Origin of the sequence: Pseudoalteromonas sp. P1-8 (genome assembly GCF_001399985.1) — a bacterium.
Taxonomy (GTDB): Bacteria; Pseudomonadota; Gammaproteobacteria; order Enterobacterales; family Alteromonadaceae; genus Pseudoalteromonas.
Window position 1 is genome coordinate 212,150 of sequence record NZ_LJSO01000003.1, and the last position, 21,323, is coordinate 233,472.

The window sequence follows — 21,323 nt, forward strand, 5'->3', positions numbered from 1 at the left end:
AGCACGCCATGGCTGAAGATTCAGGTCAAGAAAAAACCGAAGAACCCACGCAGAAAAAAATTGATGATGCCAAAAAGAAAGGTCAGGTTGCCCGCTCAAAAGAGCTAGGTACAATGTTTGTGCTTATCTTTTCAGCTATTTCCTTATTGTTGTATGGACCTGAAATTGGCAAAGGTCTTTATAATGTGATGGGGCGCTTATTAAGCCTTAACCGTAATGAAACCTACGACACCACTAAAATGTTTTCAGTGTGGGGAATTGTTGCGGATGCGTTGTTATTCCCTATGGCAATGTTTGTGTTGATCATCGTGATAGCCGCTTTTGTTGGGAATACTTTACTGGGGGGCTATAACTTTAGTTGGCAAGCGGCAGCACCAAAAGCAAGTAAGATGTCGCCGGCTAAAGGTATTAAGCGTATGCTTGGCCCTCAAGCAGGAGTAGAGCTAGTTAAGTCTATTTTAAAATTTGTAGTGGTTGCAGGTTTTGCGGTGTTCTTAATTAATACTTTCTTTGATGAAATACTGCACCTAAGCATTGAAAGCGCGCCGGGAAATTTTATCCATGCACTCGAAATACTATCTTGGATGTTCTTGGGGTTAACTTGTACGTTAATCATTATTGCAGCAATAGATTCTCCTTATCAAAGTCACAAACACCATAAACAGTTAAAAATGACCTTACAAGAGGTAAAAGACGAATTTAAAAACTCTGAGGGTGATCCGCAAATAAAAGCGCGTATTCGCCGTACTCAGCGTGAAATGTCGCAAAGGCGTATGATGCAAGACGTGCCTGATGCCGATGTGATTGTAACCAACCCGACGCACTACTCAGTCGCGCTTAAATACGATACAGCTAAAGCGGGTGCGCCAATTGTGCTTGCTAAAGGCGTAGACGAGCTTGCTATGCAAATTCGTAAAGTGGGTAAGGGTAATGACGTGCCAATTGTTGAGTCACCGATGCTTACACGTGCGCTGTATCACACCACCGATGTGGGCAATCAAATACCTGATCAGCTATTCACAGCCGTTGCGCAAGTGCTAGCTTATGTCTTCCAGTTAAAGCGCTTCCAAAAAGGGCGTGGAAAACGTCCTGTTCCACTTAATAAAAAGCTCCCAATACCCGATGCTTACAAATATTAGTCAGTAGTTATATAACTTGGAATAGTTATTGCAAATTCCGTGTAGTGTCAATATTTTGAAATTGTTGAATTATGGAATTTAAAGCGGTATTACAACAACTTAACAGAGATAAAAAAGAATATGCGAAGGGTATCGGCACGCCGTTAATGGTACTTGCTGCGCTGGGCATGGTGATTTTACCCCTGCCGCCATTTCTTTTAGATATTCTATTTTCGTTTAATATCGCGTTAGCACTGGTGGTGTTACTAGTTACTGTTTACACCATGAAACCACTTGAATTTGGTATGTTCCCTGCGGTTCTACTAATTGCAACCATCATGCGCTTAGCACTGAATGTCGCCAGTACCCGTGTGGTATTGCTAGAAGGTCATAATGGTGGAGATGCAGCCGGTAAAGTTATCGAGGCCTTTGGCTCGGTGGTTATCGGCGGTAACTATGCAGTTGGTTTAGTGGTCTTCCTGATTTTAATCATTATTAACTTTGTGGTTATCACCAAAGGTGCTGGCCGTATTTCTGAAGTATCAGCTCGCTTTACTCTTGACGCAATGCCAGGTAAACAAATGGCGATTGATGCTGACTTAAACGCCGGTTTCATCAGTGCAGAGCAAGCTCGTGAACGTCGTGAAGAAGTCACCCGCGAAGCCGATTTCTATGGTTCAATGGATGGTGCGAGTAAGTTCGTAAAAGGCGATGCGATAGCGGGTATCGTTATTCTAGTGATTAACATCGTTGGTGGTTTATTTGTTGGTATGATCCAACATGATTTATCGTTCAGCCGTGCGATGGAAGTGTACACCTTGCTAACCATTGGTGATGGTCTAGTTGCACAGCTACCTTCACTATTACTGTCTATCGGTACCGCAATCGTTGTTACCCGTCAAAATGAATCGCACAACATGGGCGACCAAGTTAAGACACAGCTAGGTAACGAAAAATCACTTTATATCGCATCAGGTATTTTAATCATCATGGGTATTGTGCCGGGTATGCCGCACATCGCATTTTTAAGCTTGGGTGCATTACTAGGTTACCTTGCTTATTTCACACAGCAACAAAAAGCCAAAGCAGAAGCCGAAAAAGCAGAGCAAGAGGCAAATGGTGGTGCACCAGGTACAGGTGTTGCCAATAAACAAGAACAAAAAGAGCTGGGTTGGGATGACGTTCAGCAAGTTGATGTTATTGGCTTAGAAGTGGGGTATCGATTGATTCCACTTGTTGACCAATCTCAAGGTGGTGAACTGTTAAATCGTATTAAAGGTGTTCGTAAAAAACTGTCTCAGGAGCTTGGCTTCTTAGTACCTCCTGTGCACATTCGCGATAACTTAGAGCTCGACCCTAACGCTTACAGAATTACTATGATGGGTGTTTCAAGCGGTGAGGGTGAGCTTAAGCATGGTGATGAGTTAGCGATTAATCCAGGCCAAGTATTTGGTCCAATCAAAGGGGTTGCCACTACAGACCCTGCATTTGGATTAGATGCGGTGTGGATCAAACCTGATCAAAAAGATGAAGCACAATCACTTGGCTATACCGTCGTTGATTCAGCAACTGTGGTTGCAACTCATATCAGCCAGTTACTTACTAACAGTGCTGCTTTACTACTTGGTCATGAAGAAGTACAAAACTTACTAGATATGTTAGCGAAGAGTCATCCACGTCTTGTTGAAGGACTGGTTCCTGACGTATTACCACTCACTACTATCGTAAAAGTGCTACAAAACTTACTCAATGAAGGGGTGGCAATTCGCGATATGCGCTCGATTGTTCAAACCCTTGTTGAGTATGGCCCACGTAGCCAAGACCCTGATGTACTAACGGCTGCAGTGCGAATTTCACTGCGCAGATTGATCGTTCAAGACGCTGTTGGTATGTCTTCTGAGATCCCTGTCATAACCTTGGCGCCTGAGTTGGAACAGATGTTGCATCAGTCACTTCAGAATGCAGGTGACGAAGGTGCCGGAATAGAGCCAAGCCTTGCAGAGCGACTTCAACAATCATTGAATGAAGCGCATCAAAACCAAGAAATGGCCGGTGAACCTTCGATACTGTTAACGTCAGGAATGTTAAGAACTGTGTTATCTCGCTTCGTTAAGTACACCATCCCAGGTTTAAGGGTGATGTCTTACCAAGAGGTACCAGACGAAAGACAGATTAAGATTGTCAGCTCAGTAGGCCAACAATAGGATAGTAAAGGGGTTGAACCATGAAAATTAAACGTTTTTTTGCTAAAGATATGCGCACAGCACTGAAAGAAGTGAAAGATGAACTAGGTGTTGATGCGGTTATTATGTCGAACAAAAAGCTTGCTAACGGCGTTGAAATCGTTGCAGCTGTTGATTACGACAAAGCAGCCCCGAAAGCCGAAGCTAAACCAGCAGTGGCACAATCAGCACCTGCTCCACAGCATAACTTTGTTAAACCTGAGCCAATGCGTGCTAAACCTGAGCCGCAAGCGAAAGTTGCTGATAGCCTACAAGCGTTACTTGAGCGTCAAGCCCCACGCCCTCGTTCGCCAGAGCTTGCGTCAATGTTTAGTCAATCTGGTATTGATACGAGTGAACACTATCAACCAAAAGAGCCAAGCTTTGAGCAGCAACAGCCTGAATATAAGCAAGCTCCTCGTTATCAACAGCAAGCAGCACCTCGTGTACAAACTCAAGCACATAGCTTAGGTTTTGATGACGACTTAGATTCTGGTTTTGATGATTTAGATTCACCAGCCGAGCACAAAAACTCAGCACCTGCGAATCAATCAGAAATGACGACCATGCGTGAAGAAATGAATGCGATTCGTCAATTACTTGAACACCAAGTATCTGGCTTAATGCAACAAGATATGGCACGCCGTGATCCGACTCGTGCATGTATGATTGACCGCTTAGCAGGTATGGGTATTGAACGTGATGTTGCAGAGCAAATGGCTTGTTTCATTCCTGACGACGTATCACGTCAACAAGCGTGGCAAGCACTTCTGCAAATGGTTGAAAACCAAATGCATACAACGAATAACGAAATTCTGCGTCAAGGCGGTGTATTTGCGTTAGTGGGTCCAACAGGCGTTGGTAAAACAACCACAGTTGCAAAATTAGCTGCACTGGGTGCACAAAAATATGGTGCTGATAAAGTGGCGTTGATCACCACTGATACCTACAGAATTGGTGCCTACGAACAATTGGCTACTTATGGTCGTATTATTGGCTGTGGTGTTAAGCAGGTAAAAGATGCGAATGAATTAGCTGAAGTGTTATACCATTTACGTAATAAGCGTCTAGTATTAATAGACACAGCGGGTATGAGCCAACGTGATTTACGTTTAACTGAGCAGTTAAATACCCTAATGCGTAATCAGCGTGTTGATATTCGTAGTTATTTAGTATTAAGTGCTACAGCACAGATAAATGTGTTGCAAGAAACCGTAAGACACTTTAAAAAGGTTCACCTAAGTGGCTGTATCTTCACTAAATTGGATGAATCTTTAAGTTTAGGTGAGATTATTAGCATAGCGATTCAAAATCGCCTGCCAATAGGGTATCTTACTAACGGTCAGCGCGTTCCTGAGGATATTCGCGTAGCGAATGCTGAAAAACTAGTGAAAAAAGCTGAACAATTGTATTTAAAACGAGCAAAAGCACAACATTCAAGACGTCAAGCAGTAGCGTCGAACACAGTAGGGATGTATGATTAACACAGTATTAGATCAAGCAAGCGGCCTGCGCAAAATGAATCAAAATAATAATAGTGGCGTTAAAGTTATCGCTGTTACTGGCGGTAAAGGTGGAGTGGGTAAAACCAACGTTTCACTCAATACCGCAATCGCATTAGGTCAGCAAGGAAATCGTGTATTAGTATTAGATGCCGATTTAGGTTTGGCAAACTGTGACGTAATGCTTGGCCTTCGTGTTGAACGTAATTTATCTCATGTTTTGTCAGGCGAGTGTGAGCTTGACGAAATTCTTGTTGAAGGCCCTGCGGGCATCAAAATTGTACCAGCAACGTCTGGTTCACAAAGCATGGTTGAATTAACGCCATCTGAGCATGCAGGCCTTATTCGCGCTTTTAGCGAGTTAAATACCGAGTTTGATATTTTAATTGTCGATACCGCCGCAGGTATTTCTGACATGGTATTAAGCTTTTCTCGTGCAGCCCAAGACGTTGTTGTGGTTGTATGCGATGAACCTACCTCAATTACTGATGCTTACGCACTTATTAAAGTGCTTAGCCGTGAGCATGGCGTATATAAATTTAAAATTGTTGCCAATATGGTGCGCAGTTTGCGTGAAGGGCAAGAATTATTTGCTAAACTTTCAAAAGTAACGGATCGTTTTTTAGATGTTTCAATGGAGTTGGTAGCAACCATTCCTTATGACGAGAACATGCGTAAATCTACGCGACGTCAAAAGGTGATTGTTGAATTATTCCCGAACTCACCGGCAGCGGTGGCGTTTAAAACATTAGCAACAAAAGCAGTTAAGTGGCCGATCCCTAATCAACCGTCTGGCCATTTAGAATTTTTTATTGAAAAACTAGTAAACGGCTAACTATGACAACATCGGTGAATAAAGCGATGGGATATCAATCAGCACAGAATTTAAATGCGATTGTCGAAAAACATGCCTCTTTAGTCAAAAAAGTGGCGTGCCATCTAATTGCTCGTTTACCTGCCAGTGTGCAACTCGATGATTTAATTCAATCAGGTATGATAGGCCTAATTGAAGCGTCAAAAAACTTTGATGCTAGCAAAGGTGCTAGTTTCGAAACCTTCGCTGGAATTCGTATTCGTGGTGCGATGTTAGACGAAATTCGTAGAGGTGACTGGGCGCCACGCTCAGTTCACCGAAATGCCCGCCTTGTGGCTGAAACCATTTCCGAATTAGAAAGCACTTTAAATCGTGAGCCCAAAGATACTGAAGTCGCTGAAAAACTTGATATTACGCTAGATGAGTACCATCATATTCTACATGATGTAAATTCGAGTAAAGTATTAGGTATTGAAGATTTAGGTGTAGATGAAGACGTCATCACACCAGTAGGTCAGGATTTAGGACTAGACAAACCGTTTAATAACGTTAAAAATGAGCGGTTTAACCAGTCTCTATTAACGGCTATCCAATCGTTACCAGAAAGAGATGCTCTCGTTTTGTCTTTGTACTACAACGACGAAATGAACTTAAAAGAAATAGGACACATACTCGATGTTAGCGAGTCGCGTGTGAGTCAAATACATGGTCAGGCGATGATTAAGCTCAAAGCAAAAATCAATGACTGGATTAATTAGTAGTAAGTAAATAAAGGTTCAAACCTCACCGGAGGATGTTTTGGATAAAAACATGAAAATTCTTGTTGTTGATGATTTTTCTACAATGAGACGTATCATTAAAAATCTATTAAGGGATTTAGGTTTTACCAATGTGCAGGAAGCTGACGACGGTTCAACAGCATTGCCAATGCTACAAAATCAAGAATTTGATTTTGTTGTAACAGATTGGAACATGCCTGGTATGCAAGGTATTGATTTGTTACGTGCAATTCGTGCTGATGATAGCCTTAAGCATATTCCTGTATTAATGGTGACAGCTGAAGCGAAAAAAGAACAAATTGTTGCTGCTGCTCAAGCAGGTGTTAATGGCTATATCGTTAAACCATTCACTGCTGCGACACTTAAAACCAAATTGGAAAAAGTGTTTGAACGTTTAGGTTAATCTAAGGGGAGAGGCTTATGTCAGCACTTGCTGCGCCTCAAATAAGTTTAGAGCAAGCTCGTCAACTTGTTGAGTATCTTGAAAATGGTGAACAAGAAAAAGCAGATAAGCTCATTCTTGACGCTGCATCAAAAGAACAATCAGAGTTGTTTGCTGAAGTCGGCAAATTGACGCGTCAGCTTCATGAAGCGTTAAAAAACTTTGACCTAGATACTCGTCTCACTGATTTAACTACCGACGCGATCCCAGACGCTAAGCAGCGCTTAAATTATGTTATGGAAATGACAGAAAGCGCCGCCAATAAAACCATGGATGCGGTTGAAGCAAGTTTACCAATAGCGCAACAACTTGCTGATGAAATTGCCGCAATCAAACCTACGTGGGATCGTTTAATGAACCGAGAAATTGAACTCGGTGAATTTAAATCGTTATGTCATAGCTTAGATAAGTTCATGAATAACTCGCATACCAAAACCGATGAGCTCCAAGGTTTGATGACTAATGTGCTGATGGCGCAGGATTATCAGGATTTAACCGGACAAGTTATTCGCCGTGTTATTGAGTTGGTGCGAGAGGTAGAAGACAGTTTAATTAATCTCTTAACTGTGTTTGGCAGTCAAGAAGATGGTCATCAACAACAAGAAAAACAGGCCATAGAAAAAGCACCTGCAACAAGTGACACACTAGCAGGTCCTGAAGGGCCAATTATTGATAAAGAGTCTCGCGATGATGTTGTCTCAGGACAAGATGAAGTCGATGATCTATTATCAAGTCTGGGCTTCTAAGAGGAGAGTAGCTGCATGAGCTTTGAAGTCGATGAAGATATATTACAGGATTTCCTTGTTGAAGCAGGAGAAATCTTAGAGCTTTTGTCAGAGCAATTAGTCGAGCTTGAAAACAACCCAGAAGACAAAGATCTATTAAACGCCATTTTTAGAGGCTTCCATACTGTTAAAGGTGGTGCAGGCTTCTTAAGTATGACTGAGCTTGTAGATGCGTGTCATGGTGCAGAGAATGTTTTCGATTTATTACGTCAAGGTGTACGCAGTGTAACACCAGAACTAATGGACGTAATTTTACAGGCTCTCGATACTATCAACGAAATGTTCGCTACGATTCAAAATCGCGAACAGCCAGAGCCTGCAGATCCAGCCCTATTAGAAGTCCTTCATAAATTAAGTCAGCCACCAACCGCAGAAGAGCTTGCAGGTGAAGACTTATCTGTAGCAGAGGATGTTGCAGTTGCACCTGAAGAACCCGCAGTTGAAGAGCCTGCTGTTGATACGCCTGAAGTCACAGCAGATACAGCAACAGACAATATCGATGAAGATGACCCGTTTGCGTTTGATATGTTATTTGATGGCGGCGGTCTTGCAGATAGCAGCGCTGAGCCTCAAAATATTGACGAAATCACCGAAGACGAATTTGAAAGCTTACTAGATGAACTGCATGGCAAAGGGCAAGGTCCAGCAGCGACTGCTCCTGAAGCAATTAGCAGTGATAGTGACGATATTACCGATGATGAATTTGACAGCTTATTAGACGAACTGCATGGCGTTGGTAACTTCGGTGAAGTAAAACAAGATACTTCTGCTCAGCCTGAAGCAGCAAAACCAGCACAGCCGGCTCCTCAAGCACCTGCAGCAGATACTTCAAGCAATGACTCAGACGATGAAATTAGCGATGACGAGTTTGAAGCGCTGCTTGATGAATTACACGGTAAAGGTACTGCTCCTCAGTCTTTAGAAACGGCTTCGCCAGAAAAAGCGCCTGAACCACCAAAAGCAGAACCTGCAAAACCAGCACAGCCTGCAGCATCAAAACCGGCACCTGCGCCTAAACCTGCTGCCGCAGCGCCTAAACCTGCTCCAGCTCCTGCAAAAGCACCAGAAAAATCGCCTGCAGCCTCTGCTGCACCGAAAAAAGCGCCACCACCACAGGCAGAAACAACGGTACGTGTTGATACTAAACGTCTCGATGAAATCATGAACATGGTGGGTGAGCTGGTATTGGTCCGAAACCGCTTAGTGAGCCTTGCTAATAACAGCAATAGCGAGTCAATGGGCAAAGCCATCTCTAACCTAGATGTGGTAACCGCAGACTTGCAAGGCGCGGTTATGAAAACCCGCATGCAGCCAATTAAGAAAGTATTTGGCCGTTTCCCGCGGGTTGTTCGTGACTTAGCCCGTAGCTTGAAAAAAGATATTAACCTGCAGCTAGTTGGTGAAGAAACCGATTTAGATAAAAACCTTGTTGAAGCACTTGCTGATCCATTGGTGCACTTAGTGCGTAACTCTGTTGACCATGGTATTGAAATGCCAGATGTGCGTGAAGCCGCAGGTAAACCGCGTACAGGTACCGTAACGCTTTCGGCATCACAAGAAGGTGATCACATCCTACTAACCATTCGTGATGATGGTGCAGGTATGGATGCTGAGAAACTGAAAAAAATCGCAATTAGCAAAGGGGTGATCGATCACGACCAAGCAAGTCGCTTGTCGGATACCGAAGCGTACAACTTAATCTTTGCACCAGGTTTCTCAACCAAAGAAGAGATCTCTGACATCTCAGGCCGTGGTGTGGGCATGGATGTTGTTAAAACTAAAATCACTCAGTTAAATGGCTCGGTTAATATTCAGTCTGAGCTGGGTGTAGGTACTGTACTTGAAATCAAGGTGCCATTAACACTTGCTATCTTACCGACCTTAATGGTTGTTGTGGGTGAGCAAACTTTTGCATTACCACTTGCTGGTGTTAGCGAAATTTTCCACCTTGATTTAACTAAAACTAACGTAGTTGATGGCCAACTGACAATTATTGTACGTGAAAAAGCGATCCCGCTTTTCTATTTACAACATTGGTTAGTAAAAGGTGCCAACCGCCAAGAGCGTAAAGCCGAAGGTCACGTGGTGATTGTACAAATAGGTACTAAGCAAGTGGGCTTTGTAGTTGACTCGTTAATAGGTCAAGAGGAAGTTGTTATTAAACCTTTAGATGCCTTATTACAAGGCACACCAGGTATGGCAGGTGCGACAATTACTTCTGATGGTGGCATTGCATTGATCCTCGACGTACCTAGCATGCTTAAACACTACGTTGGCTAATAATAAATAATAAAGTGCAGCATTTAGCTGCACTTTGAATGATATAAAACAAGAGAGTGCCAATGGCAGTCAAAGTATTAGTTGTTGATGATTCAAGCTTTTTTCGCCGCCGTGTAAGCGAAATTTTAGAGCAAGACAGCAATATTCAAGTGATTGGTTTTGCCGTAAACGGTCGTGAAGCGGTCGATAAAGCCCGTGAATTAAAACCTGATGTAATTACTATGGATGTTGAAATGCCGGTTCTTGATGGCATTAGTGCCGTGAAAGAAATAATGGCAGCAACACCGACTCCTATTCTAATGTTCTCATCACTCACCCGTGATGGTGCAACAGCAACCCTAGATGCACTTGATGCTGGTGCCTTAGATTTTTTACCGAAAAAATTCGAAGATATTGCGCGCAACAATGAAGATGCAATCGCGCTTTTACAAAATAAAGTAAAAGAGATTGGTCGCCGTCGCCTTTCTCGTTTTGCGCGCCCAGCACCTATTTCGCGACCAACTCCGGCACCTGTACCACGGAGCAGTAGCAGTACAAGTGCTCGCAGCGGGATTGTTCAGCCTGATCGCAGCTTTAGCCGTCCAGCTCCTGCTAGCTCGCCTGCAGCCTCGTCATCGAGTACAAGTAACATTCGCGCTTCGGGCAAGCAATATCAGTTGGTTGCTATTGGTACATCAACCGGTGGACCTGTAGCGCTACAAACAATTTTAACTCAGCTGCCAGCTAACTTTCCGCATCCAATTTTGCTTATTCAGCATATGCCAGCTGCGTTTACACCTGCTTTTGCAGCCCGCCTCAATGGCTTATGCAGAATCAATGTGAAAGAAGCGCAGAATGGTGACCGCTTGATGCCTGGTACCGCTTATTTAGCACCTGGTGGTCAACAAATGCTAATAGAAGGACGAGGCGGCTCTCGCACACTACGTGTGTTTGAAGACGACAGTCCGCGTATTACTTATAAACCGAGTGTTGATGTGACTTTTGCTAGTGCTGCAAAAACCTTTGGTGGTGATGTGCTAGCTGTCGTATTAACGGGCATGGGCGCTGATGGCCGTGATGGTGCGCGTATGCTTAAGCAAGTCGGTGCTACTATTTGGGCGCAAGATGAAAAAACCAGTGTGGTGTATGGTATGCCACAAGCTGTTGCAAATGCGGGGCTGGCGAGCGAGAGCTTAGCACTAACCGATGTTGCAGCTCGCCTAACACGTGAGACTGGTTGTGGATAAGCTATCTTTTCTTGGCTTAATTGTCGCGATAAGTGCCATCGCCTTTGGTTATGCATTAGAGGGCGGTGTTGTTTCTGCACTATTTAATGGTCCTGCGCTTATCATCGTACTCGGTGGTACGCTTGGGGCTGTGATGCTGCAAACCCCTGCAAGTGTTTTTACTAAAACACTAAAGATCAGTCATTGGGTGTTTTTTCCGCCATATCACGATATTGATGCAGCCATCGAACAAGTTAAGCGTTGGTCACACAAAGCACGCCAAGAAGGTTACTTAGCCCTTGAGTCTGAAGCGCTGTCGCATTCAGATCCTTATGCGGCAAAGGGGTTGAGTCTACTTGTTGACGGGATTGATGAGCAAAAGCTCAGAGATACCCTTGAAATTGATTTAATGCTTGAACGCGAGCGCTTACTAGAGGTAAGCCGGGTTTACGAAGCCATGGGCGGTTATAGCCCTACAATTGGTATTCTAGGTGCGGTACTCGGTTTGATTCAGGCCATGCAATTTATCACCGATCCTGAAAAACTGGGTGCCGGTGTCGCTACTGCGTTTATCGCTACTATTTATGGTGTTGGTTTAGCTAACTTATTATTCTTGCCTATGGCGAACAAACTTAAGCAGCAAGTTGAGCAAAAAATGCTGTATCATGAACTACTTGCTGAAGGCATTATTGCTATTTCGCAAGGTGAAAGCCCACTAAATATCGAACTAAAACTTGAGGCGTACCGTGTAGAGCGCCCAAGCTTAGTTGACGAGTAATTTATTATGATGCGCCGTCGTCTGCGTCATAACACGTCAAAAAACCAACATACTGAACGCTGGCTTGTCTCTTATGCCGATTACATGACCATCATGTTTGCTTTTTTTGTGGTCATGTATGCTATCGCAATTAGTAAAAATGAAGATTTTCAAATTCTCTCAGACTCACTGGAGCAGGTGTTCGAAAAATCAGCTCGTCAGCAACAACAGGTTGGCACTGGGGTTAACGGCACAGGCATACTAACTGACAGAGTCAGCCCTGAGAACGACATTCTATACGGTGAGAGCATTCGTAAAGATGAGCAAGGCCCTGAATTACTCGATGGGCAAAGCGAAACCAGCAATATTGAGAAAAAACATCTCGGCAAGCCTCTCGACAGCTTACTTACTAAATTGCAGTCTGCGCTTATTGATGAAATTCGTGATGGTGAAGCGAGTTTAGAGCTTCACCAAGATTGGCTTATTATCGAATTAAGTTCAGGTATGCTGTTTTCATCGGGCAGTGCTGTTGCACAGCAGCGTGCCAAGCAAGTTGTTGGTTTAGTGAAAGATATTATCGCACCGGTTGATAACTACATTCGCGTGCGTGGTTATACCGATAACGAAGGTATTCGTAATGAGATGTTTCGCTCAAACTGGGAGCTATCTGTAGCGCGGGCTACATCCGTACTGGTTGAGCTTGAGAGTTTAGGCATTAACCCTGCACGTATGGCTATTGAAGGCTACGGGCAGTATTCGCCCTTCGCAAGTAATGACACTGAGCAAGGCCGCGCAGAAAACCGCAAAGTGGTTGTTGCATTGTCTAAATATGGCTTACCGCCAAAAGAGCCAGAAAATACGGAACAAGAGTCACAAAACCAACCCCAACAGACGACAGAAATTGAGTTGCCAAGCGATGATAACAGCATTAAAGTGATTCAATTACCACATGGTGGCATTAGGATTACCACGCGCAATGAACAATAATAAGGTGTGATGTGAAAGTTTGGACCGTAGCGAATCAAAAAGGTGGAGTAGGGAAAACAACAACAGCCGTTAGCCTTGCTGGTATTCTCGCTTTACAAGGAAAACGCGTGTTACTTATTGACACCGATCCGCATGCATCATTGACTTATTATTTTGGTATCGACTCAGAAGACTTAGAAGTTAGCGTGTATGATATCTTTGCGCGCGGCAATAACATGGCCAGTGAAGAAATTTTACAGGCTCTATGTCCATCAACACTTGAAAACCTTGATATCTTACCTGCGACTATGGCAATCGCGACGCTTGATAGAAGCATGGGCAATAAAAATGGCATGGGCTTAATACTTAAAAAAGCACTGGCCAAAATTAGCGACCATTATGATTATGCGATTATTGATTGCCCGCCTGTTTTAGGGGTTTTGATGGTTAATGCACTTGCTGCCAGTGAGCGAATTTTAGTGCCAGTACAAACAGAATTTTTGGCCTTAAAAGGGCTTGATCGTATGATGCGTACGATGGAGTTGATGCAAACATCGCAAGCAAAACAGTACCAATATACAATTATTCCTACAATGTACGATAAACGTACTAAAGCATCACTTGAAGCTTACAAGACTCTGCAGGATAATTACAAAGATAAGGTATGGTCAGGCGTGGTGCCTGTCGATACAAAGTTTAGAGATGCTAGTTTAGCACAGCAAGTGCCGATTCAATTTTGCCCGCGTTCGCGTGGCGTTTTTGCCTATCGTGCACTGCTTGATTACTTAGTTGCACAAGGTTAAAGATGAGTAAGCATTTATTTGCCAATGAAAAAGTGATGACCCAATATTTGGGCGCTTTGTTGTGTGAAGATGAGCCTACAGACCAAAATCTTGAGCCAGTCGCAAAGCTGCTGGAGCAGGTTAAAGAGCCTGAAACTAAGACAGAAGAAAAGCTGACAGACGTTCAGCCTACTCCAGAACCTGTTTTACCACCCCCTGAACCGACTAAAGAGCTTGAGAAAACCGAGAACCAAGCTAATATCAAAGATATAGTCGCAGAACCTAAAGCTGAACTGGTTGCAAAAACCTCGTCTGATCGTCAAGAAGACTATTTTGATGGTGAATTTCAGGCATTATTCTTTGAGGTTGCAGGGTTAACGCTTGCTGTACCGTTAAAAGCATTAGGGGGAATTCATCAGCTGGCAGAGGTTAACCAATTATTTGGTAAACCTAAATGGTTTAAAGGTGTAATGCTAAACCGTGAAGAAAAACTAAATGTTGTTGATACTGCACGTTGGGTTATGCCAGAAAAGTATGATGAAAAATTAGAACAATCATTAGATTATCAGTATTTAATCACCTTAGGTGATAGCCAATGGGGATTATTGGCTGAAAAGCTCGTAAATAATATTACGCTTCGTAAAGAAGATGTAAAATGGCGAGCAAAATCAGGTAAGCGGCCTTGGCTTGCAGGTGTCATCAAAGAGAAAATGTGCGCCTTGATTGACGTTGAAAATTTAAATCAATTGCTAGAGCAGGGCTTAGACAGCCGTGAGCAGTAACTATTTTTACGGAGTAATAGCATGAGTGAAGAAAGACTACTGTCAGCAAATAAAAACGCTGATAGCAACGATGAAGTGTTACAGTGGGTAACCTTTAAACTTGAAGAAGAAACGTACGGCATTAACGTAATGCAAGTACAAGAAGTACTTCGCTATACCGAAATTGCTCCTGTACCAGGTGCGCCTTCTTATGTATTAGGTATTATTAACCTACGTGGTAATGTTGTTACTGTTATCGACACTCGTGCACGTTTTGGCTTAATGGGTGCTGAGGTCACTGATAACTCTCGTATCGTTATCATTGAAGCTGAAAAGCAAGTGATTGGTATTTTAGTCGACAGTGTCGCAGAAGTGGTTTACCTACGTAGCTCTGAAATTGACAGTGCGCCAAATATTGGCACAGAGGAAAGTGCTAAGTTTATCCAAGGTGTATCTAACCGTGATGGTGAGTTACTGATCTTGGTTGATCTTAATAAATTATTAAATGACGATGAGTGGGACGAGCTAAGCGCACTATAAGCGTTTGGAAATTATATGCTGTTATACTCTTTGTTTGGTGCCTCAATCTTACTTGTATTAGTGTGTTTGGGGCTTATTTTTGTCAATAACAATAAGCAAGCGGCGGCGATTCAAGCCAAGCAAAAACAGTTACAAGAAGCTCAACAGCAATTGAGTATTTTACGTAGCGAAGTGGCTGAGATGCGAGCCGGCATGCTGAGTATTGGCAAACGCGTTGTTGCTGTTGAAGAAAAAAGTAAAGAGCTTGAACAGCTACAAGATGCACAAAAATATGATGATCCGAATGCGAAAATTTATTCGCGAGCGGTTAAAATGGTTGAGCTAGGCGCTGATTTAGAAGAAATAATTCGTGAATGCGAATTACCCAGAGCCGAAGCTGAGCTACTCATGTCACTTCATAAACAAAAAGGCGCCCAATAAGGCGCTTTTTTATTTGAGTACATTTGAGCACTAGGCTTGAATGTTGAGCTTACCTTGAAAGTCTTGCCAACCTGGTGGAAATTTACCACGCAATACGTACGAAAAAGCAATTAACTCGGCAATGACATAATAGAGCTCTTTCGGGATTTCTTCACCTAACTCAAGATGTGATAAGGTTTGTGCTAAATCAGCATCTTGGTGTATCAAAATACCTTTTTGCTCAGCAAGTTTGACGATTTCTTCAGCCAATTCACCAAAGCCTTTACTGGTTACTCGTGGCGAGCTACCAGCTTCGTAGAGTAAGCCAATTGCTGATTTATGCACCGCTTGTTCACTCATAAGAATTATACCTTAATGTTAATAATCGCATGGGATTTATAAAAAGCTTGGTGGCTTGACGTTCCTTGTTGCAAGTTTAACTCACCTACATTTAAGCCATGGCCTGCTAATTTATGACGCAGTGTTTCTAAATGCGGATGAGCAAGCGCTGTCACTTCTTGTGAAGAAGCGAGCAACTGGCAATCAACTGCTTTATCCATCACCTCTGCGGTAATTTGTAACTTGCCAAGCTGTGCATAATCAAAGTTCAAGCGCACAAACCAGACATTTTTCGCTTCGAGTTTATTTTTACTTGGCTTTTTATACTGTCCTAAGCTGATTTCTGTTTGCCCTGTTTCAGGAGGTAATTTCATCGGCAAGAAAAATTGCGCTAAAGCACTGTTATCTTGTTGCTGATTGATAGGTGTTGTTTGCACCTGAGCCAAAGTGTTTTTTAGTTGTGAAGCTTCAGCCGCCATGGCTTGTATCGCAGGCTGCTGTAGCTGCTCGAGTAATTTATTACCGTTAACGGCTTTAAAGTTGGGCACTAACACTTGCAGTAAGGCATCAAGACCTGTTTGATTATTAAAACTAAGGTTGGTTGGTGCTTGATTAATAATTGGCGCGGCAAGTGAAGCCACAGCTAATTGTTCTAACCCTTGGCTAAAGCTCGCTTGCTGAGTCTGGCTGGGTAATGCTGTTGGCCTGAGGATACTTAAAAGCTCTCGTTCAATCGTAGTCGGGTGCATGTTTTGACTCGAGATCATGCGATTAAATGCTTGATTTACGAGTCGATTCAAATCTACCGAAGACGATGTGTTTTGCTCACTCAGAGCTACAAGTTTTTCTGTTAATTGCACTGGTATAGGTGTGCTTGCTAAAGGTTTGCTTTCAGGGAGCGGTAATAGCTTAGCAATCAGCGTGGCCTCAATCGGTCTTATCGGCAATAAGGGTTGAGCTAAGTTAGGCTCTTTTGTTGCTAAAAAGGGGGCGTGTAATTGAGTTTGCTGCTGGGCAACTTTTTGTAATCCTGCTGTTTGCTCAGCTGGTGTTCGAGTCGCTAGATTATTTTGTTTTACTTGCTCGTTAGGCTCTGCAGCTACAAGGTTTTTAACCACTGTTTTTACAGCCTGTTGTTGCAAAGGGGCAGGTGCTCCTTTTAAATCAGGCTTTACATTTAGCGCAGTAGAATTTTGGTCTGTGCTTAATGTCGCTTGTTTAGTTTGTGTAACCTGCTCACTCGGGTTTTTAACTACTGAATTAGCAAGGTTACTTTTAGCTTGGGCGAGCTGCTCTGAGGCTGGTTTGTCAGATTTCATGGCAGTAACAGCGCCGCTAACTGCTTTGTTGTCTACAGGTGCTTGTTGTAAAGCCGTATCTTTATTCAAAGCAGGAGTTTGCGCTTTACTATTGATTGCTATTTGAGTGGCAGGGCGCTGCACGCTAACAAGCGGCTCTAAGCTGACTTTTATCCGTTGCAGTAACTGTATTAAAGGTGGAGCCTTGTTATAACTCACGGGTAAGCTAACTTGCCTTGTAGACTGACTTTCGGTTAATGGCTCTGTCTGTTTAGTCGCAGGTAATGGCGTATTTGCTGAAACTGGTCCACTGGTTTTTTGCGATACTTGGGGGACGGCGTGTTGTGGCGCGCTTTGTTGAATAGCGGCAAACTTTACTATATTGATTTTATTAGCATTAAAGCCCAGTTGGCTAATTGTATTTTTGCTTTCAATCAGCTGATGCGTTGACTGGTTAACAGCCGCTTTGGTGGTAGCGGGGAGCTTTTCAAAATAGCGCACTGCATCACTAATACGCGTTTTTAAATCAGCAAAACTGTCTTTTAGCCAAGAGCTAATGGGGGATTTTGAGCTGCTCGATGGCGCTATCAACGTACTCTTAGGTTCAACAGCTTGGCTTTTTAATGCTTGATTGAATGTCTCTGACAGAGAGTTCTTTAACAGTATTTGTTGCACAGGTGCTTTATTTATAAGTTCAACAGTATTTTTAACTTGCTGGGGTATTAGTTTTAATGCATGAGGATGAAATTGCCACTGCGCTTGAATTTGCTTAGCTTGTTTTGGCGATATTGCCGGTAGCGGTAAAGTTAATTCATTACTTTGCTTGTTTGCAACGCTTAACTGTACTTGTTGCCCAGCTAATTTTAAATTCATTTCAGGGGTTAGCTTAGCCACCAACTCAGCTACTTTTTGTTGGCTAACACTTTGCTGATGGAGAGAATCCCCAAAGCGATTAATAATGTTTAAATTAAAGCTATTTTGTTGGTTGGTAGCAGGCAGCAAAATGGCTTTAAGTGGTGCTTCAGCTTTTAAAAGAGCAACCAGGCTATTGTTAAGAGCAAACTCAGCTTTTAATGCCGGTAGTTGTAGTAAAGGTTTACTTGGCGCAATCTGAGCCGGGTGCGGCATATTTGTATTTGCACTCCCTTGCGTTAGCAAGTTCAGTAGTGCTTGTAATTGCTGGCTTTTGCCAAGTGTAATCGTCAGCGGTGCTGGTGTGATAGTCAGCTGTTTACCATCACTACTTAATTGAATATTGGCCGCTAAAAAGCGCTCAGTTTTAAGGTTTTCTTGCTCTGTTGATAAGCGTAATGTTTGCCATGAGTTATTGATTAGCATGTCCATTTGCACACTGTGCTTACCAATCACGATATTACGGGCAGTTAGGCTCTGCTCAGCCAGCATTTTCAATGCATCATTAGGTGATTGCTGTGATGCACTGCTGATTGCTTTTGGGTCTAGATTAAGCTGAGTGCTGAGAGTCAACTGGCTTTGTTTATTCATTATTTTAGATCAAATATAAGTTAATCGTTTTAAAGCAATATTCGTATTACCCTATCATTATGGTAGACTAACGCCTAATTTTGGGTATAGAGAATCGTCATCTTGTTACACATTAAGGCCGTCACCTGCATCAAGCAAGATCGTTGTTTGTTTGCGGATCTTAATTTCAGCTTGAAATCGGGACAAATTATGCAGTTAGCTGGTCCGAATGGGGCTGGTAAAACATCATTATTGCGTATTATCGCGGGTTTCGCTATGGCGGATGAAGGCGATGTTTTGTTCCAAGAACGCTCGATTACGAAATACTATGATGAATATGCACAAGAGTTATTATTCATCGGCCATAAAACAGGGGTAAATACACAACTTACTGCCCTTGAGAATGTCGCATTTTGGCTAAAAATTAATGGCTACGATAGCAAACAAGACTTGTATCCGATCTTAGCAAAAATAGGCTTGGTGGGTCTTGAGGATGTGCCTGTTCGTATGTTGTCAGCAGGGCAACAGCGTCGTGTCGCCCTAGTAAGACTGTGGTTAAACAGCGCCAAACTATGGATCCTTGATGAGCCATTTACAGCCCTTGATAAAAGCGGTGTGGCATTTTTACAAGAACGCTTTGTTGAGCACCTAAATGCTGGCGGCGCGATTCTTTTAACTACCCACCAAGATTTAACGACACATTTTAGTGACTTACAAACAGTGACTTTGGAGTATCGCCACTGATGGTAAAACAGCATTCGTATTGGCAATTATTCTCTGCGGTTTTTTCTAAAGATCTTAAATTAGCGTTTCGTCAGCGTGCTGAAATCGTTAACCCTATCTTGTTTTTTCTTATTGTTATTACACTTTTTCCGTTAGCAATTGGCCCTGAACCCGGTCTACTTGCTCGTATGGCTCCGGGCATTATTTGGGTCGCTGCGTTACTGTCGACCATGTTAGGCCTAGATAAGCTATTTCGTGATGATTATCACGACGGAACACTAGAGCAATTAATTGCTTCATCATACCCATTACCGTTAACTGTCCTTGCAAAAGTGGCAGCGCATTGGGTGATCACGGGGTTGCCTTTAGTGTTAATGACTCCGGTATTTGCTTTGTTATTGAATTTAGAAAGTTCAGCGCTTTTAGCAACCGTTCTGACCTTATTGTTAGGTACGCCATTGCTTAGCTTCATTGGCGCAATTGGCGCTGGACTCACTGTGGGGCTACAAAAAGGCGGCATTTTAATGAGTTTGCTTGTTTTGCCTTTGTATATCCCTGTACTAATTTTTGCAACCTCGGCTATTGATACCAGCTCTATGGAGCTTGCCTATAGCGGACAGCTTGCAATCCTTGGTGCCATGCTAATCGTAGCGATTATAGCGGCGCCAATTGCCATATCGTCAGCATTGAAAGTGAGTGTAAGTTAATATGTGGAAGTGGTTACATCCCTACGCAAAAGCAGATCGTGCTTACCAATTGTGTAACACCTTACTGCCTTATTTCGCCGTCGTTACGGTGGTTTGTATGATTGTTGGATGGGTCTGGGGGCTTGCTTATGCTCCAGCCGATTACCAACAAAAAGACAGCTACCGAATTATTTTTATCCATGTGCCTTCAGCTATTTTATCTATGGGCGCTTACTCTTCTATGGCGATTGCAGCAGTGATCGCACTAGTATGGCAATTACGTAATGCAGAACTTGCAGTGATTGCAATTGCACCTGTCGGGGCATGTGTGACAGCGATAGCATTAATCACCGGTGCAGCATGGGGTAAACCTATGTGGGGTGCATGGTGGGTGTGGGATGCACGTCTTACCTCTGAATTAATTCTGTTATTTTTATACCTTGGTGTGTTATCGCTTTATCATGCTTTTGAAGATAAAAAAGCAGCGGGGCGTGCTGCTTGTATCTTAGCCATTGTTGGGGTTATCAACTTACCGATTATTCACTTCTCGGTGGAGTGGTGGAATACCTTGCATCAAGGTGCAACCATTACAAAGTTTGATACTAAAGCCATTGATCCAAGCATGTTTTGGCCATTAATGGTTAACATTGTTGCGTTTGCAGGTTTTGTTGGTGTGGTGACGTTAATCCGCCTTAAAAACGAAATTCTCCAACGTGAAAAGCATCGCCCTTGGGTGCGTGATATGGTTGAGCGAGGTTAATCATGCAGTTTGATTCTTTTGCAGATTTTATTGCCATGGGTGGCTATGGCTTTTATGTATGGTTGTCTTTTGGTAGCTGTGCATTAATTTTACTCGGTATTTTATTTAGTTCGTTAAACGATACAAAACGTATTTTCTCTTCAGTAAAGCAGCAAGCACAACGTGAAGAGCGCATTAAGAAAGCGAAGCAAGAGGCAGGGCAATGAATCCAAGACGTAAAAAACGTTTATTAGCAGTTGTAGCCATTATTTTTGGTGTGGGTGCAACCATTGGTTTAGTGCTGTACGCACTGCAAGAAAACATTAATTTATTCTATACCCCAAGTGAACTTGTTGAGGGGAAAGGACCAAACAAAGAAAAACCGCATATTGGCCAAAAGTTACGTATTGGTGGCATGGTTGTACCTGGTTCAGTTGTTCGTGACGAATCAAGCTTAAAGGTAAGCTTTAAACTGATTGATAAAGGCCCTATGGTGACAATTAATTATCAAGGGATTTTGCCGGATTTATTCCGTGAAGGCCAAGGGATTGTTGCGCAGGGTGTGTTAGTTAAAGCCAATGAAATTGATGCCTTTGAAGTACTTGCAAAGCATGATGAAGAATACATGCCTGCAGAAGTTGCTGAAGCTGTGAAGGGTATCAAACACGAAAAACCGACGTATAACTTAGATAACGGCAATTAAT

The 21,323-nt window shown here is 42.9% G+C and carries 22 protein-coding genes; 20 read left to right on the plus strand and 2 right to left on the minus strand.

Annotated elements, in window-relative coordinates:
* Positions 1-8 precede the first annotated feature (8 nt).
* From flhB to AN213_RS06420, 15 genes are all read left to right on the plus strand, one after another.
* Positions 9-1,139 carry a flagellar biosynthesis protein FlhB gene (flhB, locus tag AN213_RS06350; protein WP_054562176.1) on the plus strand — a complete coding sequence of 377 codons (1,131 nt, stop codon included), beginning with the start codon at positions 9-11 and terminating at the stop codon, positions 1,137-1,139.
* A 71-nt stretch (positions 1,140-1,210) separates the two neighbouring features.
* Positions 1,211-3,322: a flagellar biosynthesis protein FlhA gene (gene flhA / locus AN213_RS06355; RefSeq protein ID WP_055020705.1), complete on the plus strand. Its 2,112-nt coding sequence runs from the start codon at positions 1,211-1,213 to the stop codon at positions 3,320-3,322.
* Positions 3,323-3,342: 20 nt separating this feature from the next.
* Positions 3,343-4,824, plus strand: a complete 1,482-nt coding sequence (gene flhF, locus AN213_RS06360; protein ID WP_055020706.1) for a flagellar biosynthesis protein FlhF — start codon at positions 3,343-3,345, stop codon at positions 4,822-4,824.
* Complete coding sequence (locus AN213_RS06365; RefSeq protein ID WP_054553259.1) at positions 4,817-5,677, plus strand: MinD/ParA family protein; 861 nt, start codon at positions 4,817-4,819, stop codon at positions 5,675-5,677. Before flhF ends, AN213_RS06365 begins: the two co-directional genes overlap by 8 nt.
* A gap of 26 nt (positions 5,678-5,703) precedes the next feature.
* Positions 5,704-6,414 carry an RNA polymerase sigma factor FliA gene (locus AN213_RS06370; protein ID WP_054562345.1) on the plus strand — a complete coding sequence of 237 codons (711 nt, stop codon included), beginning with the start codon at positions 5,704-5,706 and terminating at the stop codon, positions 6,412-6,414.
* Positions 6,415-6,454: 40 nt separating this feature from the next.
* Positions 6,455-6,838, plus strand: a complete 384-nt coding sequence (gene cheY, locus AN213_RS06375; RefSeq protein ID WP_016708035.1) for a chemotaxis response regulator CheY — start codon at positions 6,455-6,457, stop codon at positions 6,836-6,838.
* A 17-nt stretch (positions 6,839-6,855) separates the two neighbouring features.
* Complete coding sequence (locus AN213_RS06380; protein ID WP_054562173.1) at positions 6,856-7,623, plus strand: protein phosphatase CheZ; 768 nt, start codon at positions 6,856-6,858, stop codon at positions 7,621-7,623.
* A gap of 15 nt (positions 7,624-7,638) precedes the next feature.
* Positions 7,639-9,942, plus strand: coding sequence for a chemotaxis protein CheA (locus AN213_RS06385; protein WP_055197967.1), 2,304 nt, complete (start codon positions 7,639-7,641; stop codon positions 9,940-9,942).
* Positions 9,943-10,004: 62 nt separating this feature from the next.
* Complete coding sequence (locus AN213_RS06390; RefSeq protein WP_054562171.1) at positions 10,005-11,168, plus strand: chemotaxis response regulator protein-glutamate methylesterase; 1,164 nt, start codon at positions 10,005-10,007, stop codon at positions 11,166-11,168.
* Positions 11,161-11,925, plus strand: a complete 765-nt coding sequence (locus tag AN213_RS06395) for a flagellar motor protein (protein WP_054562170.1) — start codon at positions 11,161-11,163, stop codon at positions 11,923-11,925. Before AN213_RS06390 ends, AN213_RS06395 begins: the two co-directional genes overlap by 8 nt.
* Before the next feature lie 6 nt (positions 11,926-11,931).
* The gene (locus AN213_RS06400) at positions 11,932-12,891 is read left to right on the plus strand and encodes a flagellar motor protein MotB (RefSeq protein WP_054562169.1); all 960 of its coding nucleotides are present in this window, start codon (positions 11,932-11,934) and stop codon (positions 12,889-12,891) included.
* An 11-nt stretch (positions 12,892-12,902) separates the two neighbouring features.
* Positions 12,903-13,673 carry a ParA family protein gene (locus AN213_RS06405; protein WP_054562168.1) on the plus strand — a complete coding sequence of 257 codons (771 nt, stop codon included), beginning with the start codon at positions 12,903-12,905 and terminating at the stop codon, positions 13,671-13,673.
* A gap of 2 nt (positions 13,674-13,675) precedes the next feature.
* A complete protein-coding gene (locus tag AN213_RS06410; RefSeq protein WP_055020708.1) occupies positions 13,676-14,434 on the plus strand; it encodes a chemotaxis protein CheW in 759 nt (252 codons plus the stop codon).
* A 21-nt stretch (positions 14,435-14,455) separates the two neighbouring features.
* On the plus strand, positions 14,456-14,953 hold the full coding sequence (locus AN213_RS06415; protein ID WP_054553251.1) for a chemotaxis protein CheW: 498 nt from the start codon (positions 14,456-14,458) through the stop codon (positions 14,951-14,953).
* Positions 14,954-14,968: 15 nt separating this feature from the next.
* A complete protein-coding gene (locus AN213_RS06420) occupies positions 14,969-15,373 on the plus strand; it encodes a DUF2802 domain-containing protein (RefSeq protein WP_055020709.1) in 405 nt (134 codons plus the stop codon).
* Between the two features lie 30 nt (positions 15,374-15,403).
* Here the strand turns inward: AN213_RS06420 and AN213_RS06425 are convergent, their stop codons facing one another.
* Both AN213_RS06425 and AN213_RS06430 read right to left on the minus strand, forming a co-directional pair.
* Positions 15,404-15,712, minus strand: coding sequence for an EscU/YscU/HrcU family type III secretion system export apparatus switch protein (locus AN213_RS06425; protein ID WP_054562165.1), 309 nt, complete (start codon positions 15,710-15,712; stop codon positions 15,404-15,406).
* 5 nt (positions 15,713-15,717) lie between these two features.
* On the minus strand, positions 15,718-18,492 hold the full coding sequence (locus AN213_RS06430) for a flagellar hook-length control protein FliK (RefSeq protein WP_055197969.1): 2,775 nt from the start codon (positions 18,490-18,492) through the stop codon (positions 15,718-15,720).
* A gap of 102 nt (positions 18,493-18,594) precedes the next feature.
* Between AN213_RS06430 and ccmA the strand changes: the two genes are divergently transcribed.
* Genes ccmA through ccmE form a run of 5 tightly spaced genes read left to right on the plus strand, consistent with a single transcriptional unit; the run spans position 18,595 to position 21,322 of the window.
* Entirely contained in the window at positions 18,595-19,215 is a 621-nt protein-coding gene (ccmA, locus tag AN213_RS06435; RefSeq protein WP_095209716.1) for a cytochrome c biogenesis heme-transporting ATPase CcmA, read from the plus strand.
* On the plus strand, positions 19,215-19,901 hold the full coding sequence (gene ccmB / locus AN213_RS06440) for a heme exporter protein CcmB (protein WP_054553246.1): 687 nt from the start codon (positions 19,215-19,217) through the stop codon (positions 19,899-19,901). Before ccmA ends, ccmB begins: the two co-directional genes overlap by 1 nt.
* 1 nt (position 19,902) lies before the next feature.
* Positions 19,903-20,640, plus strand: a complete 738-nt coding sequence (locus AN213_RS06445; protein ID WP_054553245.1) for a heme ABC transporter permease — start codon at positions 19,903-19,905, stop codon at positions 20,638-20,640.
* A gap of 2 nt (positions 20,641-20,642) precedes the next feature.
* Positions 20,643-20,846, plus strand: a complete 204-nt coding sequence (ccmD, locus tag AN213_RS06450; RefSeq protein WP_054553244.1) for a heme exporter protein CcmD — start codon at positions 20,643-20,645, stop codon at positions 20,844-20,846.
* Positions 20,843-21,322, plus strand: coding sequence for a cytochrome c maturation protein CcmE (gene ccmE, locus AN213_RS06455; RefSeq protein ID WP_054562161.1), 480 nt, complete (start codon positions 20,843-20,845; stop codon positions 21,320-21,322). The genes ccmD and ccmE overlap by 4 nt, the downstream gene beginning before the upstream one ends.
* The last annotated feature ends 1 nt before the right edge of the window (position 21,323 follow it).